Raw genomic sequence first — 14,883 nt, 5'->3', positions numbered from 1 at the left:
CTCTATCCTGTTGTTTAATTCTTTTTATTCTACTTCGTTCCAGATTGGGAAATCTGTTTTCTTAGAGCCGTCCTCAATCAACTTACCAACTTCATCAGTGTTGTATGCTTTGACAAGGGCTTTGATCGCGTCAGCCTTATCTGACTCTTCCCACTTGTCTTGAGCAGCGATAACATTGTACCAAACTTTTGTATTTGGACCTTTTTCCTCGATATACAAGGCAGTGTCTGTATCAATACCTGCTTCTTGAGCGTAGTTATTGTTGATAACTGCCCCGTCAACTGATTCCAATGAACGAGCTGTTTGGCTAGCATCCAATTCAGTGATTTTGATATTTTTTGGATTTTCAGTAATATCAGCAAGTGATGCCAAGTCACCGTCTTTCACTTCCAATTTGATCAAGCCAAGTGACTCAAGCAAGAAGAGGGCACGGCTACCGTTTGTTGGGTCGTTAGGAATTGCGATTTCAGCCCCTTCTGGAAGGTCTTCGACATCTGCATACTTGTCTTTACCGTCTGCGATACCTGAGTAGAAACGAATTGGGCTGTAAAGAGTGTAGCCCGCAACCTGCAAGTTTTCACCATTTTCTGTGTTCCAGTTATCCAAGAAGAAAATGTGTTGGAAGGCATTGACATCCACATCGCCCTCAGCCAAGGCCTTGTTTGGTTGTGAATAGTCTGTGAATTCTGTGAACTCCAACTTCACACCTTCTTTGGCAGCATTTTCCGTAACCTTGTTCCAAACATCAGTCGTGTAAGTGTTGCGCGTCATGATACCAACCTTCAAGGTTGTTTCCGCTGCATCTGAAGAAGTTGAACCTGATTCAGATGCTGGAGCACATGCTGCAAGTGTCGCAATGGATAGGGCAGCTGTTGCTGCAAAGGTAAATAATTTTTTAAGTTTCATAGAAAGTAATCTCCTTAATTTTTGAACTGTATTTATCTTAACACAGAAAATGAAATCTGACCAATTGGTATTTTTTATAGATAGTTATAAGTTTTAACTATATCAAAACCCAGTTTCACTATAGCTTTTGAAAACATGCAAAAACCAACCACTCTTACGAGCAGCTGGTTAACTTAAAATCGATCAACAATGTATTGGAAAAGTTCTCTGTGTTGACGGCAATCCTCAAACAAGAACTCTGGGTGCCACTGAAGGCCAAATAGGGCCTGCTTGCCCTTGCTTTCATAAGCCTCAATGGTCCCATCTCGTGGATCACGTCCTGTTGCTACTAAACCAGGTGCCAATTCCTTGATCCGCTGGTGGTGGAAGGAATTGATTTGACTACCTTGGGCAAAGAGGTGGCTGACACGGCTGTGGCCCTCGACTTCTAGCTGGTGAGAGGTTCCTGCCCAATCATTCTGCCAATGGTCCTCCAAGGACTGCTCCAGACTACCACCCAGGGCCACATTGAGCAACTGCATCCCACGGCAGACTGCAAAAATCGGTTTGCCCTGACGAAGTGCCTCCTTAATCAAGGCCAATTCAAACTCATCACGCGCCAACAAATAATCGTCACTGTCAATCTCTTTTTCCTGGCCATACAGGCTAGGGTCTACATGCTGACCACCAGATAAAATCAACTTGTCCACCATGTCAATGTAATCCTTGGCCGAATCCGGATTTCCCATAGGAATCACGATTGGCAAGCCACCAGCCTGGCGCACACCGTCTGATAATTCACGCGCCACCGTCACATAATGACGGCCCGATTTGCTTGGAAATTCTTGCTCATTACCCGAAATACCAATCACAACCTTCTTCATAGGAAATCCTCTCTATCAATTTTTTATTATTCTATCACGAGCAAGAAACATCGTCTAATATAGATTTTCAATCTCGTTATAAATTTTATTTATCAGGGCTTGAAAGGACAAAATGTCCCTCCTCCACCTCTAACCACTGACCTTGAGTGACAAAGTCGTGGCTCTGCTTATTCTTTGCCAAATCAGCCAATTCCTGCCGGGCCTGAGCTGGATCCAAACTCAGATTGGACTTTAGCAGATAGCGGGTATAGGCGTGCTGGGGATTTTGGAAAATAGCTGACGCAGAACCCAGTTCAACCAGACTACCCTTATACATGACAGCAATCCGATCTGCAAAGTGCCGCACCAAGGTCAAATCGTGTGAGATGAAGAGATAGGTCAAACCAAATTCATCCTGCAAGCCCCGTAGCAAATCCAAAATGGTCGCCTGTATGGAAACATCCAAGGCTGATGTCGGCTCATCACAGACCACAAACTGAGGCTGCGAGACGACCGCCCGTGCAATCCCAATCCGCTGACGTTGACCACCTGAAAAGGATTTGGGACGCTTGTGGACCGCATCCCCACTGATTCCCACCCGCTCCAGAATAGCCAAGGCCTTGCTTTCCGCCTCTTCCTTGGGCAGGGCGTAGAGGGGTTCCTTGACCAATTCCAAGGCTGATAGGTAGGGATTGAGAGACGAATAGGGATCTTGGTAAATGACCTGCAAGGCCTGTTTTTTCAGCTCCTGATACGATAGGCTTGGAAAACGAATGTCCCCTTGGCTGGCTGTTTCCAGTCCCAAAATAATCTTGGACAGGGTTGATTTCCCACTACCTGACTCACCTACCAAGCCCAGGGTTTCCCCCTTGAAAATGGACAGGTCAATATCTTTCAGGGCCTGAACCACCTGTTCTTGACCCAACCAGGATTTTTTCCGATAGGTCTTGCTGACACCAGCAACTTCTACCATAATATCTTTAGGCATCTGCTTGCTCCTTTCTTACCCAATGGTCCGGACCGACCTCAACCAACTGACTGGTCGGACTATCTACTGGCAAGCTGCCGTCAAAGGTTTCCAAACGGGCTGCCTTGAGCAGGGCCTGGGTATAAGCATGCTGCGGTTCAGCGAAAATGGTCTCCACATTAGCCTTCTCTACCACCTTGCCCTGACGCATAACATAGACCAGGTCACAAATGCCAGCAATCACACTGAAATCATGACTGACAATGGCAATGGTCAAGCCAAAGGACTCCTGCAACTCATTGAGGAGGGCTAAAATCTGAGCCTGAATGGTCACGTCCAAAGCCGTTGTCGGCTCATCCGCAATCAAGAGCTGGGGTTTGGCTAATAAAGCCATAGCAATGACAATCCGCTGCCGCATACCACCTGAAAACTCAAAGGGAAATTGCTTGAGACGTAAAGCTGAATCTGCAATACCAACCTTTTCTAGAATCGATAATATTTCTGTCTCCACCTGGTCCTTGCTCAAACCTGGCTGGAAACGACGCACCACTTCCCTCAGATGAAAACCAATGGTCCGCAAGGGATTAAGAGAGGTCATAGGATCCTGGAAAATCATGGACAAGGGCAGAGCTTTTGGATTGTCAACAGCCTGTCCGTTCATCTCAAAGCTGCTATAACTTGCCTCCAAACCTCTGGGCAAAATCCCCATCAGAGACTTCATGGTCAAGCTCTTTCCAGAACCCGACTCGCCAACGATACCGACGATTTTTCCCTTGGGAATGCTGAGGTCAATGCCTTCAACCAAGACCGTTTGAGAGGTCCGTCTCTGATTGGTAATGGTCAGATTGTTTAAGCTAATCAAATTCTCTGTCATTAGTAGACCTCTCTTTCTAGGCAATCACGAATCAAGTCACCGATATTGTTAAAGGAATAAATAGTCAGAAGGATAAAAAGTCCAGGCAGGATTGCCATATGTGGAGCACTCTGCAAGGTTGACTGGGCATTTTGCAGGAGACTTCCCCAAGAAGCCAGCGGTTGCTGAATCCCCATTCCCAAGAAACTGAGGGCAGACTCCGTCATAATGGCCGACGAAATGCTGGTCGATGCCGTTACTATCAAGGTTGGGAGGATTGCTGGTAAAATATGGCGCCAGATGATTTTCCGCTTTTTAACACCGATAAAGGCTGCATAGCCAACATAGTCTGCCACCTTGGCTTTCATGGTCTCGGCCCGTAAAATTCGGGCAATGCTCATCCAAGAAAAGCCACCAATAACAATGATAATGGTTGACAAGCCAGGTTTCAAGAAGACGCTGAGCACGATGACCAAAACCAGCCAGGGAATAGAAGACAGAACCTCAACAATCCGCATGATGACATTGTCCCATTTTCCGCCAAGATAACCAGCCGTAATCCCGACCAGGCTGCCGATTGTCACCGAGGCGACCATGGCCATGAGACCGACTAAAAGGGAAATCCGTCCACCGTAGATAACGCGGATAAAGTAGTCACGCCCGACCTGGTCCGTTCCAAACCAATGCTCCGCACTCGGTCCCTGGTTCATCTGCGTCACATCCGTCAGATTGGGATCGATAGGGATAAGGGGGGCCAAGAGAGACAGGACTACCAAAAAGAGGATAAAGATGACTGAAAAGAGATAGAGGGGAGATTCTTTGAGTATTGCCTTCAATTGTTTGAGTATCAACATTAGTTTTCTCCTCCTTTCCAGACACGGGGATCCACTAGGGCATACAAGACATCCGACAGGAGATTGCCCAGGATGACAAGGCTGGCAGACAGTAGCATAACCGCCATAATCACCGGATAGTCCAGGGCCTTGGTTGCTGCTGTCAGATAAGGTCCCACTCCTGGCCAGGCAAAAATGGTTTCTGTAATGATAGCTCCCGTCACCAACATAGGCAGGGCCATCCCCACCTGGGTGGCTACAGGAATCAAGACATTTCGTGCAACATGCTTGCCGAAGATTTCTGATTTTTTAGCCTTAAAAGCCTCTTGTACGGTCACATAGTCCTTGTCCACCTCCACAATGGCTGATGCCCGGATGAAACGAATTAATTCTGGCAGGAAAGCCATGGTCAAGGTCAGATAGGGCAGGGCGAAATGGGAGAGAAAATCCAGAAAATCCCCTTCCTTACCCAGGGTATACATACCGATAAAAGGAAAGAGGCGCCACTTATAACCAAAGAGATAAATCAAAATCATGGCAAACCAGAAGGTCGGCATGGCAATCCCGATAGAGGCAAAGGCATCGATAACCTTATCAACCCACTTCCCTCGCTGGGAGGCTGAAATCAAACCCAAGGCCACTGCCATGACCAGGGCAGTCAAGTAAGAAGGCAAGACCAGCGAAATGGTATTAGGAATTTTCTCCGCCAAATCCGCCCCAATCGAATGCTGGGTCATCAGAGAAAAACCAAGGTCCCCTGTCAAGAGGCCCTTTAGCCAGATGCCGTACTGAACCAAGAAAGGTTGGTTGAGCCCATACCGTTCCTTGAGCAGGTCAATTTGCTCCTGATCCATATTGGGCGTTGTCATGGAATCAATCACATCAAAGGGGGCCAATTGAATCAGAGAAAAGACGATAAAGGAAATGAGTAATAAAAGAGGAATGGCCTGCAAAATCCTCTTTACAATATAACGAAACATAGTTCCTCCAAAAACACGAAAAGGGAGCCGGCCAAAACCCTAGAACCTGTATTCACAGCTCGGCACCTTTAGCTAAGGCTATTTTTCTGCCACTCAGCGTTCGTTTTTCTAGAAATACTGACAGTATTTCTAGAAAAACGGCCTTGATGTGCAAAAAACTATTTCCTATCTAAATGTACCTTACTTGTGAATATAGGTTCTTATAAAGTTCGGACCTAACTTCCCACTATTGTTTGAATGGGCTGACTAAGATTAGTCAGGCCCATTCGTCTTGTTGAACAAAAGACTCCCTTATTCAATCGTCAATTTAGACGGATCTTCAAAGGTAAAGATTGGAACCAAACCAGCCTCTTCGACATTTTTCACACGCTTGTTAACAGCCAAGATTTTCTTGTTGTCCACAATTGGGTAGATAGCCGCTTGGTCAGCCAATTCTTTCTGCAAATTGTCATAGATTTCTTCACGCTTAGCCTTATCCAGCTCAACCGCGCCTTCTGCAAAGTAGCCGTCAATTTCTGGTGAAGTCAATTTGAAGTAGTTAGACGCTCCACCTGACTTGAAGAGACGAGCATATTGATCTGGGTCATTCCCCATGATGTAGCCACCCAGGAAGAGATTGTAGGCTGTTGAGCCTTCCTTGCGCAATTCTGTGAAGAGGGCAGATGAATCGCCACCAGCCAATTCAACCGTTACACCGATAGCAGCCAATTGCTGTTGGATCAAGGTTGCTTGTAGGGTTTGTGCTGCGTCAGATGAGTTGTAACCCAGGTTGAGGGTCAGATTGCTGACACCTGCTTCAGCCAAGAGCTCTTTGGCCTTCTCAACATTTTGCTCATATTTTTCAACATCATCTGTCTTGTATGGGTTGGCAACTGGAAGGAAAGAATAAGGTGTCTCATAGTATTCCTTATCCAAGTAAGCTGCCTGGTTGAATTCATCCTTGTTTAGTGCAAAGAGAATAGCCTTGCGGACCTTGACATCCTTCAACTCTTCAGTCGTCGTATTGAGACCCAGGTAGCCAACACGGTTTTCACTATAAGCATAGGTTTCAAGTGTATCTTTGTCCAAGTCCTTGATAACCGCTGGAAGAACAAAGGCTGCATCTACTTCACCTGTTTGAAGAGCAACCTTAGTCGTATCTGGGCTTTCGATAATACGAAGGACCAGATTGTCGATTTCTGCCTCACCCTTGTAGTAGTTCTCGTTGGCTTCCAACTTGATATACTCACCATTCTTGTACTCTACAAATTTGTAAGGTCCTGTACCGACAGGGGTTGCCTTCAATTGGTTAACAGATAGGTCTGCCTCATCTTTAAAGATGTGCTCTGGGATAATGTAGGTCTCTGCTACGATATTGTCCAAGGCAGGTGCAGATACTGCTGGAAGGACGAATTTGACCGTATAGTCATCTACCTTCTCAACCGTCACAGGTTGGTCGTTGATATAAAGGCCGTCTGAACCACCATTTTCTTTCTTCACTTTTTCATTGTAAGTAAAGACAACATCATCTGCGTTAAAGGCTTCGCCGTCTGACCATTTAACATCCTGGCGGAGTTTAACCGTGATGCTAAGGCCGTCTTCTGCAATCTCGTAAGATTCTGCCAATTCATTGACATAGCTACCGTCTGCCTCGATACGAATCAATGGCGAGTAGATAAAATTGGTCAAGGTCAAGCCCCAACGGTCGCTGGTGTTAAGCGGGTTGGTCGAACTTGGGTCGCCGTCGATAGCATAGGTAAAGGTTTCCGTATCTGCTGATGATGCAGCTTTTGAGCTAGAACCTGTATTGGACGCTCCGCCATTGGCGCAAGCCGCCAAGGTCAAAACTGCTACAGTTGATAAGAGGCCAGTAAGCCATTTCTTTTTCATGTCATTTTCCTCCATTTTACAAAAGTAGTACTAGTTTACCAAGAATCAACTGGCTTGACCAATATATAAAATTTATGAAGACTTAAAATTTATCTATACAGATCGTCTTCAAAGAAAAAACTCTCTGTCCTAGAAGCTACACGTCCAAGACTGAGAGTATTTGTTATTTACAGATATAAAATCGCAAGTGTCAATAGACTCATTCCAAGGCCAAGACCCCAAAGGAAGAAGTCTACCTTCCATTCGCTCCATTTTTCGGATTTGCCAGATAAACCGCCTAGTTCCAAGTGATGGTGGAAAGGAGTCATGCGGAAAATCCGACGACCTTCTCCAAACTTTTTCTTGCTGTATTTGAAATAGGACACCTGTAGCATAACGGATGACGTTTCAAGGACATAAACAAAGCCGATGAGGAGCAGGGTCCATTCCACACGCAGAGCGATTGAAATCGTAGCTAGCATGCCACCCAGTGCTAGCGAACCGACATCCCCCATAAAGATTTTTGCGGGTTTGCGATTGTAGACGAAAAATCCAAGCAAGCCACCAATCATGGTTACACAGACCAAAAGAATGTCAAACTTCTGTTCCTTGTAGGCAATGACAGAATAGGCAAGCAAACTAATAACAACCGAAATGGAGGCCAAGCCATCAATACCATCTGTCAGGTTGACTGCATTTGAGAAACCAACCAACCAGAAAAGAACAAAGGGTAAATAAAGCATACCGAGATTGATGATTTGACCAAATACATTGAGTTCACCACCACCAGCAGCTCTTACATGGACAAAGTAGAAAACAAGTCCACCTAAAATCTGTAATGCTAATTTTTGTTTAGGGTTAAGACCTTCATTGATTTTTTTGAATATTTTCAAGAAATCATCCAAAAAACCGACCAATCCATAGAGTGCAAGGATGAAGAGAATAGCTAAAACACCGCCAGTTAACATGTTAAGGCTAGCAGCAAAAATAAATGTAACCAAGATAGCAACAACTAGAAAAACCGTCCCTCCCATGGTTGGGGTTCCCGCCTTAAATTGATGTTGTTTCACATCCTCGTGCATCTGTTGCCCTTCGATGCGTTTGGCTTGATAAAAAGTAATAAAGCGTGGTATCAGAATCACCGTTGCTAAAAAAGCAACCAATCCCGATAATAGTGTAAATTGCATTTTAATTTTACTCTCCTAGTGTAATCGTTATTTTTTTGTGTTTACTGATTTTTGTACCAAACTCAATACTCTGTTCAACAACCATCGAACCTGCTCCTTCATAAGTGACTTCAAGACCTAGCCATTCTGCAAGAATATCCATATTTTCTTTTGTCAAACCATATAAATCAGGCATATCTTCTACTGAATCTGTCAGCAAGAGAATTTGCTGGTTTGAAGAAAGATTTGTTCCGACATCTACAGATACTTTCTTTATTTCGGAACCATTCCCTACAATAACTGGCTGAATTAAATAACGACGCAATTCCTCAGCAGTTGTGCCTGGGCCTTGACCAATAACATCTGGTAACTTAAATTCTGTTTCATTTTCCACAAACTGCAATGAAGGAGCAACATTATCCAAGTTTAAATTATCTTTCAATAACATAGCCTCTTTCAGTATTGGATTAAATATATCCTCCCACTCCATTCCAGTATAGGATTCTGGCTCTCTCACGGTTGCATACATAATAAATTCTGGATCCTCAGCTGGAACCATGGCTACGACTGACTGAAGGTATCGACCATCAATGTAACCCGTTCCATCTTCCTTGGCAATCTGGGCAGTACCTGATTTTACTGCCACATCATAACCATTAACCTGAATAACAGGAGACATAGTCCACTTGTTATAGAGCGTACCAAAAACTGGATCAGTCCCAACTGTGATCATGTAATCCCGTGTATCTGAAGCTGCTTTTTCAGATACAGGATGGCCAACCACTTCAGGTTTGGCAATACGCACCGAATCGGAATTTGGATCATACAAGCCTGAGATGAACTTGGGTTGCAACATGGTTCCGTCATTACCAATAGCCGAGAAGGCCCGCAACATCTGGACCTGAGTCGCTGAAATACCCTGACCGAATGAAGACATGGTAATGGTTACGATGTTGTCGCCCGGCAGGAGGCCTGCACTTTCAGACCCCATTCCAAAACGTGTCGGATAGCCAAAACGGAACTTGGCTAGGTAATCCAACCATTTCTCATTGCCCATTTTTTGTTCCAACATGATCGTCCCGACGTTACTGGATAGGGCAAATGCCTGGGCCATATTGAGGGAAACAGCAGACTCTCCCCCATTGACCGTCCAGTCGTTAACCGTTGCATCCGCAATGGTATAGCCATTATTGACAAGCATCTGATTAGGATCAAAGACATTGCTATCGATTGCTGATGCCAAGGTCATGACCTTAATGGTCGAACCTGGCTCCATAGTGGCCTGATACAGAAGGGAGTACTGGAGCAAATCTTTATCAGCTAACCCTTCTTTTGTATCCGCATCATAGCTTGGTCGTTGAGTTGTTGCTAAAATTTCCCCAGTTTTGGCTGATACCAAGGTCGCACTGGCGTATTTCCCCTTTGTCTTATCAAAGAAAATATCCATGTTGGTTTCTAGCGAACGTTGCAAATCAGCAGATAGAGTCGTATAAACATCTTGACCATTTACAGTTTCTTGTTCTACATTTTCAGTACCTGGTAAAATCCGCCCCTGGCTATCTTTCTCATAAAGTACTTTACCATCTTGACCTGCCAAAATATCATTAAGGTAGTATTCCATACCGCTCACACCCTGTAAACTATGACTACCATCCTTGTTTTCAACCGGGTTAGCCAACCCCACGAAAATTGAAGCAAAATTTCCATTTGGATACATTCGACCAGGGCTCATGTTAAACTTAATGCCCTTGATGCCGGCCGCTTCCATTTCCTGACTAATGGTCATCATGGTATTGTAGGAAATATTTTTCCCCTTAGCACCAAAGTAAATGTGGCTCAATTCTGGCTGCTTCAATTGCTTGAGAGCATACTCCTCATCAATATCTAGAAGATTTTTAAAAATAGAAGCCACCTTGGAGAATTGGCTCGACTCTACATATAAAATCTCATTGGAAGCTGATACATAATTCTTATCAACGACTGCATAGACCGTATAGGTAGTCGAATCTTCTGCGATTGGGAAGCCCAGTCGATCATAGATGGTCCCACGCCTTGCTTGAACTGTTACCTCTTGCTGGTGCACACGACTAGCGGCCACGGACAAATCCACTCCGAACTTGGAGTCGGTCCCAATAATGATAGCAAAGTTGATAAGGAAAACCAAAAAGGTAAAAATACTGAGTAAAATCAGGTTCTGACCGACCCTACGCCGGTTCTGCGAAGGCCGGTAGCGTTGTTTCAATATGTACCGTAGTAATTTCTTTCGTCTCGTCTGCATTATTCGGCAACCCCTACATTATTATTGTTTAAGGTCAATCCTTCTTTTTCAGCAATTTCCATCAATCGACCCGAGCGCGTCAATTCCTGGATAGCCTGCTTAGTATCGTCAATTTCGACCTGCTTGGAGTTGATTTGCTGATTGACCCGTGCCATTTCGCCCTGCACCTGCAAGAGCTTGGTCTGGATGAAAATAACCCCAATAGCCAAGAACAGCGCTGTAAATACCAGGCTAGCATAAAAAGCCTTTTCAACGCGGTTAAAGGTTTTGATTTTTTCACTAATCAGACGCATGGTCGTTTCTCTACGTTTTTCTTGCAACATAGCTTACTCCTACTTATGCACTCTCTTTGCTACGCGCAATTTGGCTGAATGCGCACGGTTGTTACTGTCTAATTCTTCTTGACTTGGCAAGATTGGCTTTCTTATGACCAATTCAAGTGGTGCCTTCAAATCATCTGGGATAAAGGGTAAGCCTTTGGGAACATCAATTGTCGAAGCCTCTTTGAACAATTGCTTGGTTAGGCGATCCTCCAGAGAATGGAAGGTAATGACCGAAATCCGTCCTCCCACCGCCAGCAAATCGATGGCCTGCTGAATGGACTCATCCGCTGCCCCCAGCTCATCATTGACCTCAATCCGAATGGCCTGGAAAATCTGCTTGGCAGGATGGCCTTTTTTCTTGAGTTCTTTGGCTGGCTTGGCAGATTTGATCAGCTCTGCTAACTCAGTCGTTGTTTCAATCGGCTTGACCGCACGCGCCTGCTCAATCTTGCGCGCAATTTGCTTGGAAAATTTATCCTCACCATATTTAAAGAAAATCCGCACCAGGTCATGGTAGTCATAGCTATTGACCACATCATAGGCCGTCAAATGCCCTTCTCGATTCATCCGCATGTCCAGCGGCGCATCTTGTTTATAGGAAAAGCCACGCTCTCGCTCATCCAACTGGGGACTGGAAACACCCAAATCATAGCAAATCCCATCAATCTCCGTCACACCCAGCTCAGCCAAACGCGCCCTTAGATTGCGGAAATTATCCTTGATAAAGGTAACCTGTCCCTTTTCAATATAGGGAGCCAGGCGGATGTGGGCATGGTCAATGGCCGTCTGATCCTGGTCAAAGGCATAAAGATGCCCACCTTCTGTCAGCTGGCTTAGCAGGTACTCGCTATGCCCTGCCCCACCCAGTGTCGCATCCACATAAATTCCATTTGGTTTGATGTCTAGCATGTCGATGGTCTCATGCAAGAGAACCGTCGTGTGATTAAATTCCTTGGTCATATCTTATCTATTGTACCATAAAATCAGCTTAAACCATGTTGCAAACTTTTTACAAAAAATATGTCAATTATAGTTGACATATCTTTAATATTTTCTTATAATCACATTAGGAAACATGTCAGATATATTTGACAAAAATAGAGGAGACGTCCTCAAAAAATTTTATACAGAGATGTCGCATATATGTGACATAAGATAGGAGGTCATATGAATCGTGTCAAATCCTTCCGAACGGAACTCGGCCTGTCCCAGCTGGAATTAGCCAAGGCTATCGGAGTCTCACGTCAAACCATTAACATGATTGAAAATGACAAATACAACCCCTCGCTGGACCTCTGCATCAACCTAGCCAAGATACTACAGACTGACCTCAACAGCCTTTTTTGGATTGATTAAAGAAAGGAGAACACTATGAAAAACAAAAGAACACTCGTATGCTCTAACCTCTCAACCATTCTCTTCCTTCTTCTGATGGCCATTTGGAATATCGCTGATTATAGCTTGGACCATTTCCTTGCTCAAGCAAGTAAACCAACCAGTTGGCTTCAGGTTGCCATTATGGGATTGGTCTACTTCCTAGCGACTCATCACATCACACCCTACCTCATCAAACGGTACAATCTCAACTAAGGAGACAGGCTATGAACAAGGAAACCTTTCAAAACAAGCTCATCAAACAATTTTACGGCATCGCAGGTCCGCTGGATGAATTTCGCCGCAAAGAGGTCATGAGATTGGGCAATATGGCCTTCATCTTCCTCTTCATCGGACTCCTGTTTACTCTTCTTCTGGCTCTCTCCTTGTCCGAACGATTTCCGGAGCAGGTTGGCTACGGCTACCCAGTCTTTTTAGAAATCATCTTGCTAGGACTTCAGAGCTATCTGGCTCTCCAAAGCTATCGCAGCCAGCTGACTGCACTAGATAGGGAGGATTTGTCGGAGAAAGAGGTACGTGGCCTCAAGTGGGCTAGTGTGAAATTCGCTGTATATTTCACTCTGGCCATGTATCTCTGGAATGCCTTTTTCGGGGCCTGGATGGACAAAGACATGGACTTCATAACCAATCTGACTACTCCTCGCTTTTTCTTCGCAGCTTGTTTAGGCGGTATCTTCGTGGGGATTGTGACTCACATTCAGTTAGTTTATCGCCAGAAACAGGCTCAAAATCTGACTAGTAGCTCTGCTATTTCCATAAAAGAAAAACCCTGGATGACCAAGCTCATCAAACATTTCTACGGTGTGCGAGGTCCCTTGGATGAATGCCGGCGGGAACAGGCTGATGAAATTGGCGGTCTTACTTTTATCTATCTAAGCTGGTTTCTTTTGATAAGCAATGCTGTCGCTTTTATGCTAGCTGTTCGCTATACAACCGAGGTTGCAACCTGGTATCCTATCCTGCTCGGTGCCATTCTCTTTATTCTCATCGCTGTGCTCAGCGTCCAGATGCTCAACCGTGATTTTGGTCAATTCGACCCTGAAGAAATCAGTCCAGAGGAGCAAGCCCGACCCTATCGCCACCCCTTGCGTTGGGGAATTGGTGTCAGCCTATTCAGCTTAATTTTTTCTAGTGTCTCAGACTTGTTTGACAGCAATGGTCCTGTCCTCGAAACTCTCTTCCAACCTAAAAACCTCTTCTACGCTGGTTTTATGGGACTATTTGCAAGCATTGTCATTTCTGCCACCAACTATGTCAAACGACTGGAGGACCAAGAAAACCAACGGAAAATGGAGAGGAGGAAAAAATGAAGAATCACCTATCAACTAAACGACAGTCCATTCTATACTGCATCATTTATATCTTCGTTGCCAGCATTTGCCTGGTCTCCTATTGGGCCCCAGAGCCCTTTGCCTCTCCTAGCCTCCTCACCGTCCCTATCACCATTAGCCTGCGTGTGTCACCTAGTCAAGAAGATATTGCCTACTACCTCCTCCAAATCGTCGTCGCTCTGCTAGTCTTGCTTCTGGTATTTGGTATTGGGGTTTGGCTAGGAAAGGTCAAGCCAATCGGACTCCTGTTCCCATTGGCAATGGGACTCTACCTCGTCTACCTTATTACCAAAAAGGAGTAAACACATGAAATCGAAAACACCCCTCCTTCTCTTCGCCATAGGCTACCTGACCATTACTGGTCTGCTCATTGATGGCTTTCTGACCAATCAGCCCAAACCCATGATAATATTGTTCATCCTGTCTATTCCTATCTTTACTCTCCATTTAGTGGAGACCAAGTCCACAGTGGGGCAGGTTCTATACAGACACAACAGTATTCTTCGTCTTATCGCTGCATTGGGAATCCTTTTAACCCTGGCAGTGGGCTATGCTACGGGGCATGTTGACCTGCTACTGCTCCTAGCCTCCCTGGTCTGGTTACTACTACTTTTACTGCCGTCAATTTTCAAAAGAACCTAGTTCGAGATGTACAAGCTCGAACTTTTTCTTTGTCTTCGGACAATTATTTCTTATACTTAACAAAATCAAAAATAGTGGCTTAATGGTATTATGACAAACAAACTCACCCCCACTCAAGTTCACAAATTAAAATAAGCCCTCAGAGACAAGACAAATGCTCCACATCACAGAAAAATTCAGGCTCTCATTCTTTACTCAGAAAACTAGAACCTAACAGCTAGCACAAAATCAGTGGGCTTTGTCCATATAGCATGTGGTTGTAATAGTAATTGGATGAATGAATTTCTACACCAATTGTCAGAAGCTTATCAGATGACTACATTATTCTAGTCATGGACAATGCCGTCTGGCATAAATCTCAGACATTGAATATCCCTGAAAATATAGAATTTACCTTTATTCCACCTTACACACCAGAGTTGAACCCTATGAGCAAGTCTGAGCCGAAATCCGCAAACGTGGTTTCAAGAATAAGATATTTAGAAGCTTGAATGAGGTTATTGATAAACTTCAAGAGGT

16 protein-coding genes and 1 pseudogene are annotated in these 14,883 nt (G+C 44.7%); 6 read left to right on the top strand and 11 right to left on the bottom strand.

Annotated features, from left to right (window positions below):
- Positions 1–24: 24 nt before the first annotated feature.
- From ACHBGV_RS07335 to rsmH, 11 genes are all read right to left on the bottom strand, one after another.
- Positions 25–906, bottom strand: a complete 882-nt coding sequence (locus tag ACHBGV_RS07335) for a MetQ/NlpA family ABC transporter substrate-binding protein (protein ID WP_105122480.1) — start codon at positions 904–906, stop codon at positions 25–27.
- Positions 907–1,079: 173 nt separating this feature from the next.
- Positions 1,080–1,769 (bottom strand): gamma-glutamyl-gamma-aminobutyrate hydrolase family protein, encoded by a 690-nt coding sequence (locus ACHBGV_RS07330; protein ID WP_394732255.1) that lies wholly within the window; start codon positions 1,767–1,769, stop codon positions 1,080–1,082.
- 85 nt (positions 1,770–1,854) lie between these two features.
- Complete coding sequence (locus ACHBGV_RS07325; RefSeq protein ID WP_394736007.1) at positions 1,855–2,736, bottom strand: ATP-binding cassette domain-containing protein; 882 nt, start codon at positions 2,734–2,736, stop codon at positions 1,855–1,857.
- Positions 2,729–3,589: an ABC transporter ATP-binding protein gene (locus ACHBGV_RS07320; RefSeq protein WP_394736005.1), complete on the bottom strand. Its 861-nt coding sequence runs from the start codon at positions 3,587–3,589 to the stop codon at positions 2,729–2,731. The genes ACHBGV_RS07325 and ACHBGV_RS07320 overlap by 8 nt, the downstream gene beginning before the upstream one ends.
- Complete coding sequence (locus ACHBGV_RS07315) at positions 3,589–4,422, bottom strand: ABC transporter permease subunit (RefSeq protein WP_172021259.1); 834 nt, start codon at positions 4,420–4,422, stop codon at positions 3,589–3,591. The genes ACHBGV_RS07320 and ACHBGV_RS07315 overlap by 1 nt, the downstream gene beginning before the upstream one ends.
- A complete protein-coding gene (locus ACHBGV_RS07310; protein ID WP_394736003.1) occupies positions 4,422–5,381 on the bottom strand; it encodes an ABC transporter permease in 960 nt (319 codons plus the stop codon). Before ACHBGV_RS07310 ends, ACHBGV_RS07315 begins: the two co-directional genes overlap by 1 nt.
- Before the next feature lie 291 nt (positions 5,382–5,672).
- Positions 5,673–7,250, bottom strand: a complete 1,578-nt coding sequence (locus ACHBGV_RS07305; RefSeq protein WP_172063914.1) for an ABC transporter substrate-binding protein — start codon at positions 7,248–7,250, stop codon at positions 5,673–5,675.
- Between the two features lie 167 nt (positions 7,251–7,417).
- Complete coding sequence (gene mraY, locus ACHBGV_RS07300) at positions 7,418–8,416, bottom strand: phospho-N-acetylmuramoyl-pentapeptide-transferase (protein ID WP_394736002.1); 999 nt, start codon at positions 8,414–8,416, stop codon at positions 7,418–7,420.
- Positions 8,417–8,423: 7 nt separating this feature from the next.
- Positions 8,424–10,673, bottom strand: a complete 2,250-nt coding sequence (pbp2X, locus tag ACHBGV_RS07295; protein WP_394732436.1) for a penicillin-binding protein PBP2X — start codon at positions 10,671–10,673, stop codon at positions 8,424–8,426.
- Positions 10,673–10,996: a cell division protein FtsL gene (gene ftsL / locus ACHBGV_RS07290; protein WP_105110874.1), complete on the bottom strand. Its 324-nt coding sequence runs from the start codon at positions 10,994–10,996 to the stop codon at positions 10,673–10,675. Before ftsL ends, pbp2X begins: the two co-directional genes overlap by 1 nt.
- Positions 10,997–11,005: 9 nt before the next feature.
- Positions 11,006–11,956, bottom strand: coding sequence for a 16S rRNA (cytosine(1402)-N(4))-methyltransferase RsmH (rsmH, locus tag ACHBGV_RS07285; protein WP_172073454.1), 951 nt, complete (start codon positions 11,954–11,956; stop codon positions 11,006–11,008).
- Positions 11,957–12,163: 207 nt separating this feature from the next.
- On the opposite strand from rsmH, the gene ACHBGV_RS07280 reads away from it, so the two are divergent.
- The 6 genes and pseudogenes from ACHBGV_RS07280 to ACHBGV_RS07255 all read left to right on the top strand — a co-directional run.
- Positions 12,164–12,352, top strand: coding sequence for a helix-turn-helix transcriptional regulator (locus tag ACHBGV_RS07280; protein WP_105122471.1), 189 nt, complete (start codon positions 12,164–12,166; stop codon positions 12,350–12,352).
- 15 nt (positions 12,353–12,367) lie between these two features.
- Positions 12,368–12,586, top strand: coding sequence for a hypothetical protein (locus ACHBGV_RS07275; protein WP_167786054.1), 219 nt, complete (start codon positions 12,368–12,370; stop codon positions 12,584–12,586).
- Between the two features lie 11 nt (positions 12,587–12,597).
- Entirely contained in the window at positions 12,598–13,701 is a 1,104-nt protein-coding gene (locus ACHBGV_RS07270) for a DUF3278 domain-containing protein (RefSeq protein ID WP_394736001.1), read from the top strand.
- Positions 13,698–14,024, top strand: a complete 327-nt coding sequence (locus ACHBGV_RS07265; protein ID WP_172021247.1) for a hypothetical protein — start codon at positions 13,698–13,700, stop codon at positions 14,022–14,024. The genes ACHBGV_RS07270 and ACHBGV_RS07265 overlap by 4 nt, the downstream gene beginning before the upstream one ends.
- Positions 14,025–14,028: 4 nt before the next feature.
- A complete protein-coding gene (locus ACHBGV_RS07260; RefSeq protein ID WP_105110868.1) occupies positions 14,029–14,364 on the top strand; it encodes a hypothetical protein in 336 nt (111 codons plus the stop codon).
- A 237-nt stretch (positions 14,365–14,601) separates the two neighbouring features.
- Positions 14,602–14,883 (top strand): annotated as a pseudogene (locus tag ACHBGV_RS07255) (transposase); the annotation flags it as partial.

The organism is Streptococcus sp. A34 (genome assembly GCF_043674115.1).
Classification (GTDB): domain Bacteria; phylum Bacillota; class Bacilli; order Lactobacillales; family Streptococcaceae; genus Streptococcus; species Streptococcus suis_V.
The sequence above is the reverse complement of the archived record's forward strand: the minus strand, read 5'-3'. Positions and strand labels throughout refer to the sequence as shown.

What these genes read in the sequence shown, in the direction of transcription:
- ACHBGV_RS07335 (WP_105122480.1), bottom strand. Translation starts at nt 906, where the DNA reads ATGAAACTTAAAAAATTATTTACCTTTGCAGCAACAGCTGCCCTATCC.
- ACHBGV_RS07330 (WP_394732255.1), bottom strand. Translation starts at nt 1,769, where the DNA reads ATGAAGAAGGTTGTGATTGGTATTTCGGGTAATGAGCAAGAATTTCCA.
- ACHBGV_RS07325 (WP_394736007.1), bottom strand. Translation starts at nt 2,736, where the DNA reads ATGCCTAAAGATATTATGGTAGAAGTTGCTGGTGTCAGCAAGACCTAT.
- ACHBGV_RS07320 (WP_394736005.1), bottom strand. Translation starts at nt 3,589, where the DNA reads ATGACAGAGAATTTGATTAGCTTAAACAATCTGACCATTACCAATCAG.
- ACHBGV_RS07315 (WP_172021259.1), bottom strand. Translation starts at nt 4,422, where the DNA reads ATGTTGATACTCAAACAATTGAAGGCAATACTCAAAGAATCTCCCCTC.
- ACHBGV_RS07310 (WP_394736003.1), bottom strand. Translation starts at nt 5,381, where the DNA reads ATGTTTCGTTATATTGTAAAGAGGATTTTGCAGGCCATTCCTCTTTTA.
- ACHBGV_RS07305 (WP_172063914.1), bottom strand. Translation starts at nt 7,250, where the DNA reads ATGAAAAAGAAATGGCTTACTGGCCTCTTATCAACTGTAGCAGTTTTG.
- mraY (WP_394736002.1), bottom strand. Translation starts at nt 8,416, where the DNA reads ATGCAATTTACACTATTATCGGGATTGGTTGCTTTTTTAGCAACGGTG.
- pbp2X (WP_394732436.1), bottom strand. Translation starts at nt 10,673, where the DNA reads ATGCAGACGAGACGAAAGAAATTACTACGGTACATATTGAAACAACGC.
- ftsL (WP_105110874.1), bottom strand. Translation starts at nt 10,996, where the DNA reads ATGTTGCAAGAAAAACGTAGAGAAACGACCATGCGTCTGATTAGTGAA.
- rsmH (WP_172073454.1), bottom strand. Translation starts at nt 11,956, where the DNA reads ATGACCAAGGAATTTAATCACACGACGGTTCTCTTGCATGAGACCATC.
- ACHBGV_RS07280 (WP_105122471.1), top strand. Translation starts at nt 12,164, where the DNA reads ATGAATCGTGTCAAATCCTTCCGAACGGAACTCGGCCTGTCCCAGCTG.
- ACHBGV_RS07275 (WP_167786054.1), top strand. Translation starts at nt 12,368, where the DNA reads ATGAAAAACAAAAGAACACTCGTATGCTCTAACCTCTCAACCATTCTC.
- ACHBGV_RS07270 (WP_394736001.1), top strand. Translation starts at nt 12,598, where the DNA reads ATGAACAAGGAAACCTTTCAAAACAAGCTCATCAAACAATTTTACGGC.
- ACHBGV_RS07265 (WP_172021247.1), top strand. Translation starts at nt 13,698, where the DNA reads ATGAAGAATCACCTATCAACTAAACGACAGTCCATTCTATACTGCATC.
- ACHBGV_RS07260 (WP_105110868.1), top strand. Translation starts at nt 14,029, where the DNA reads ATGAAATCGAAAACACCCCTCCTTCTCTTCGCCATAGGCTACCTGACC.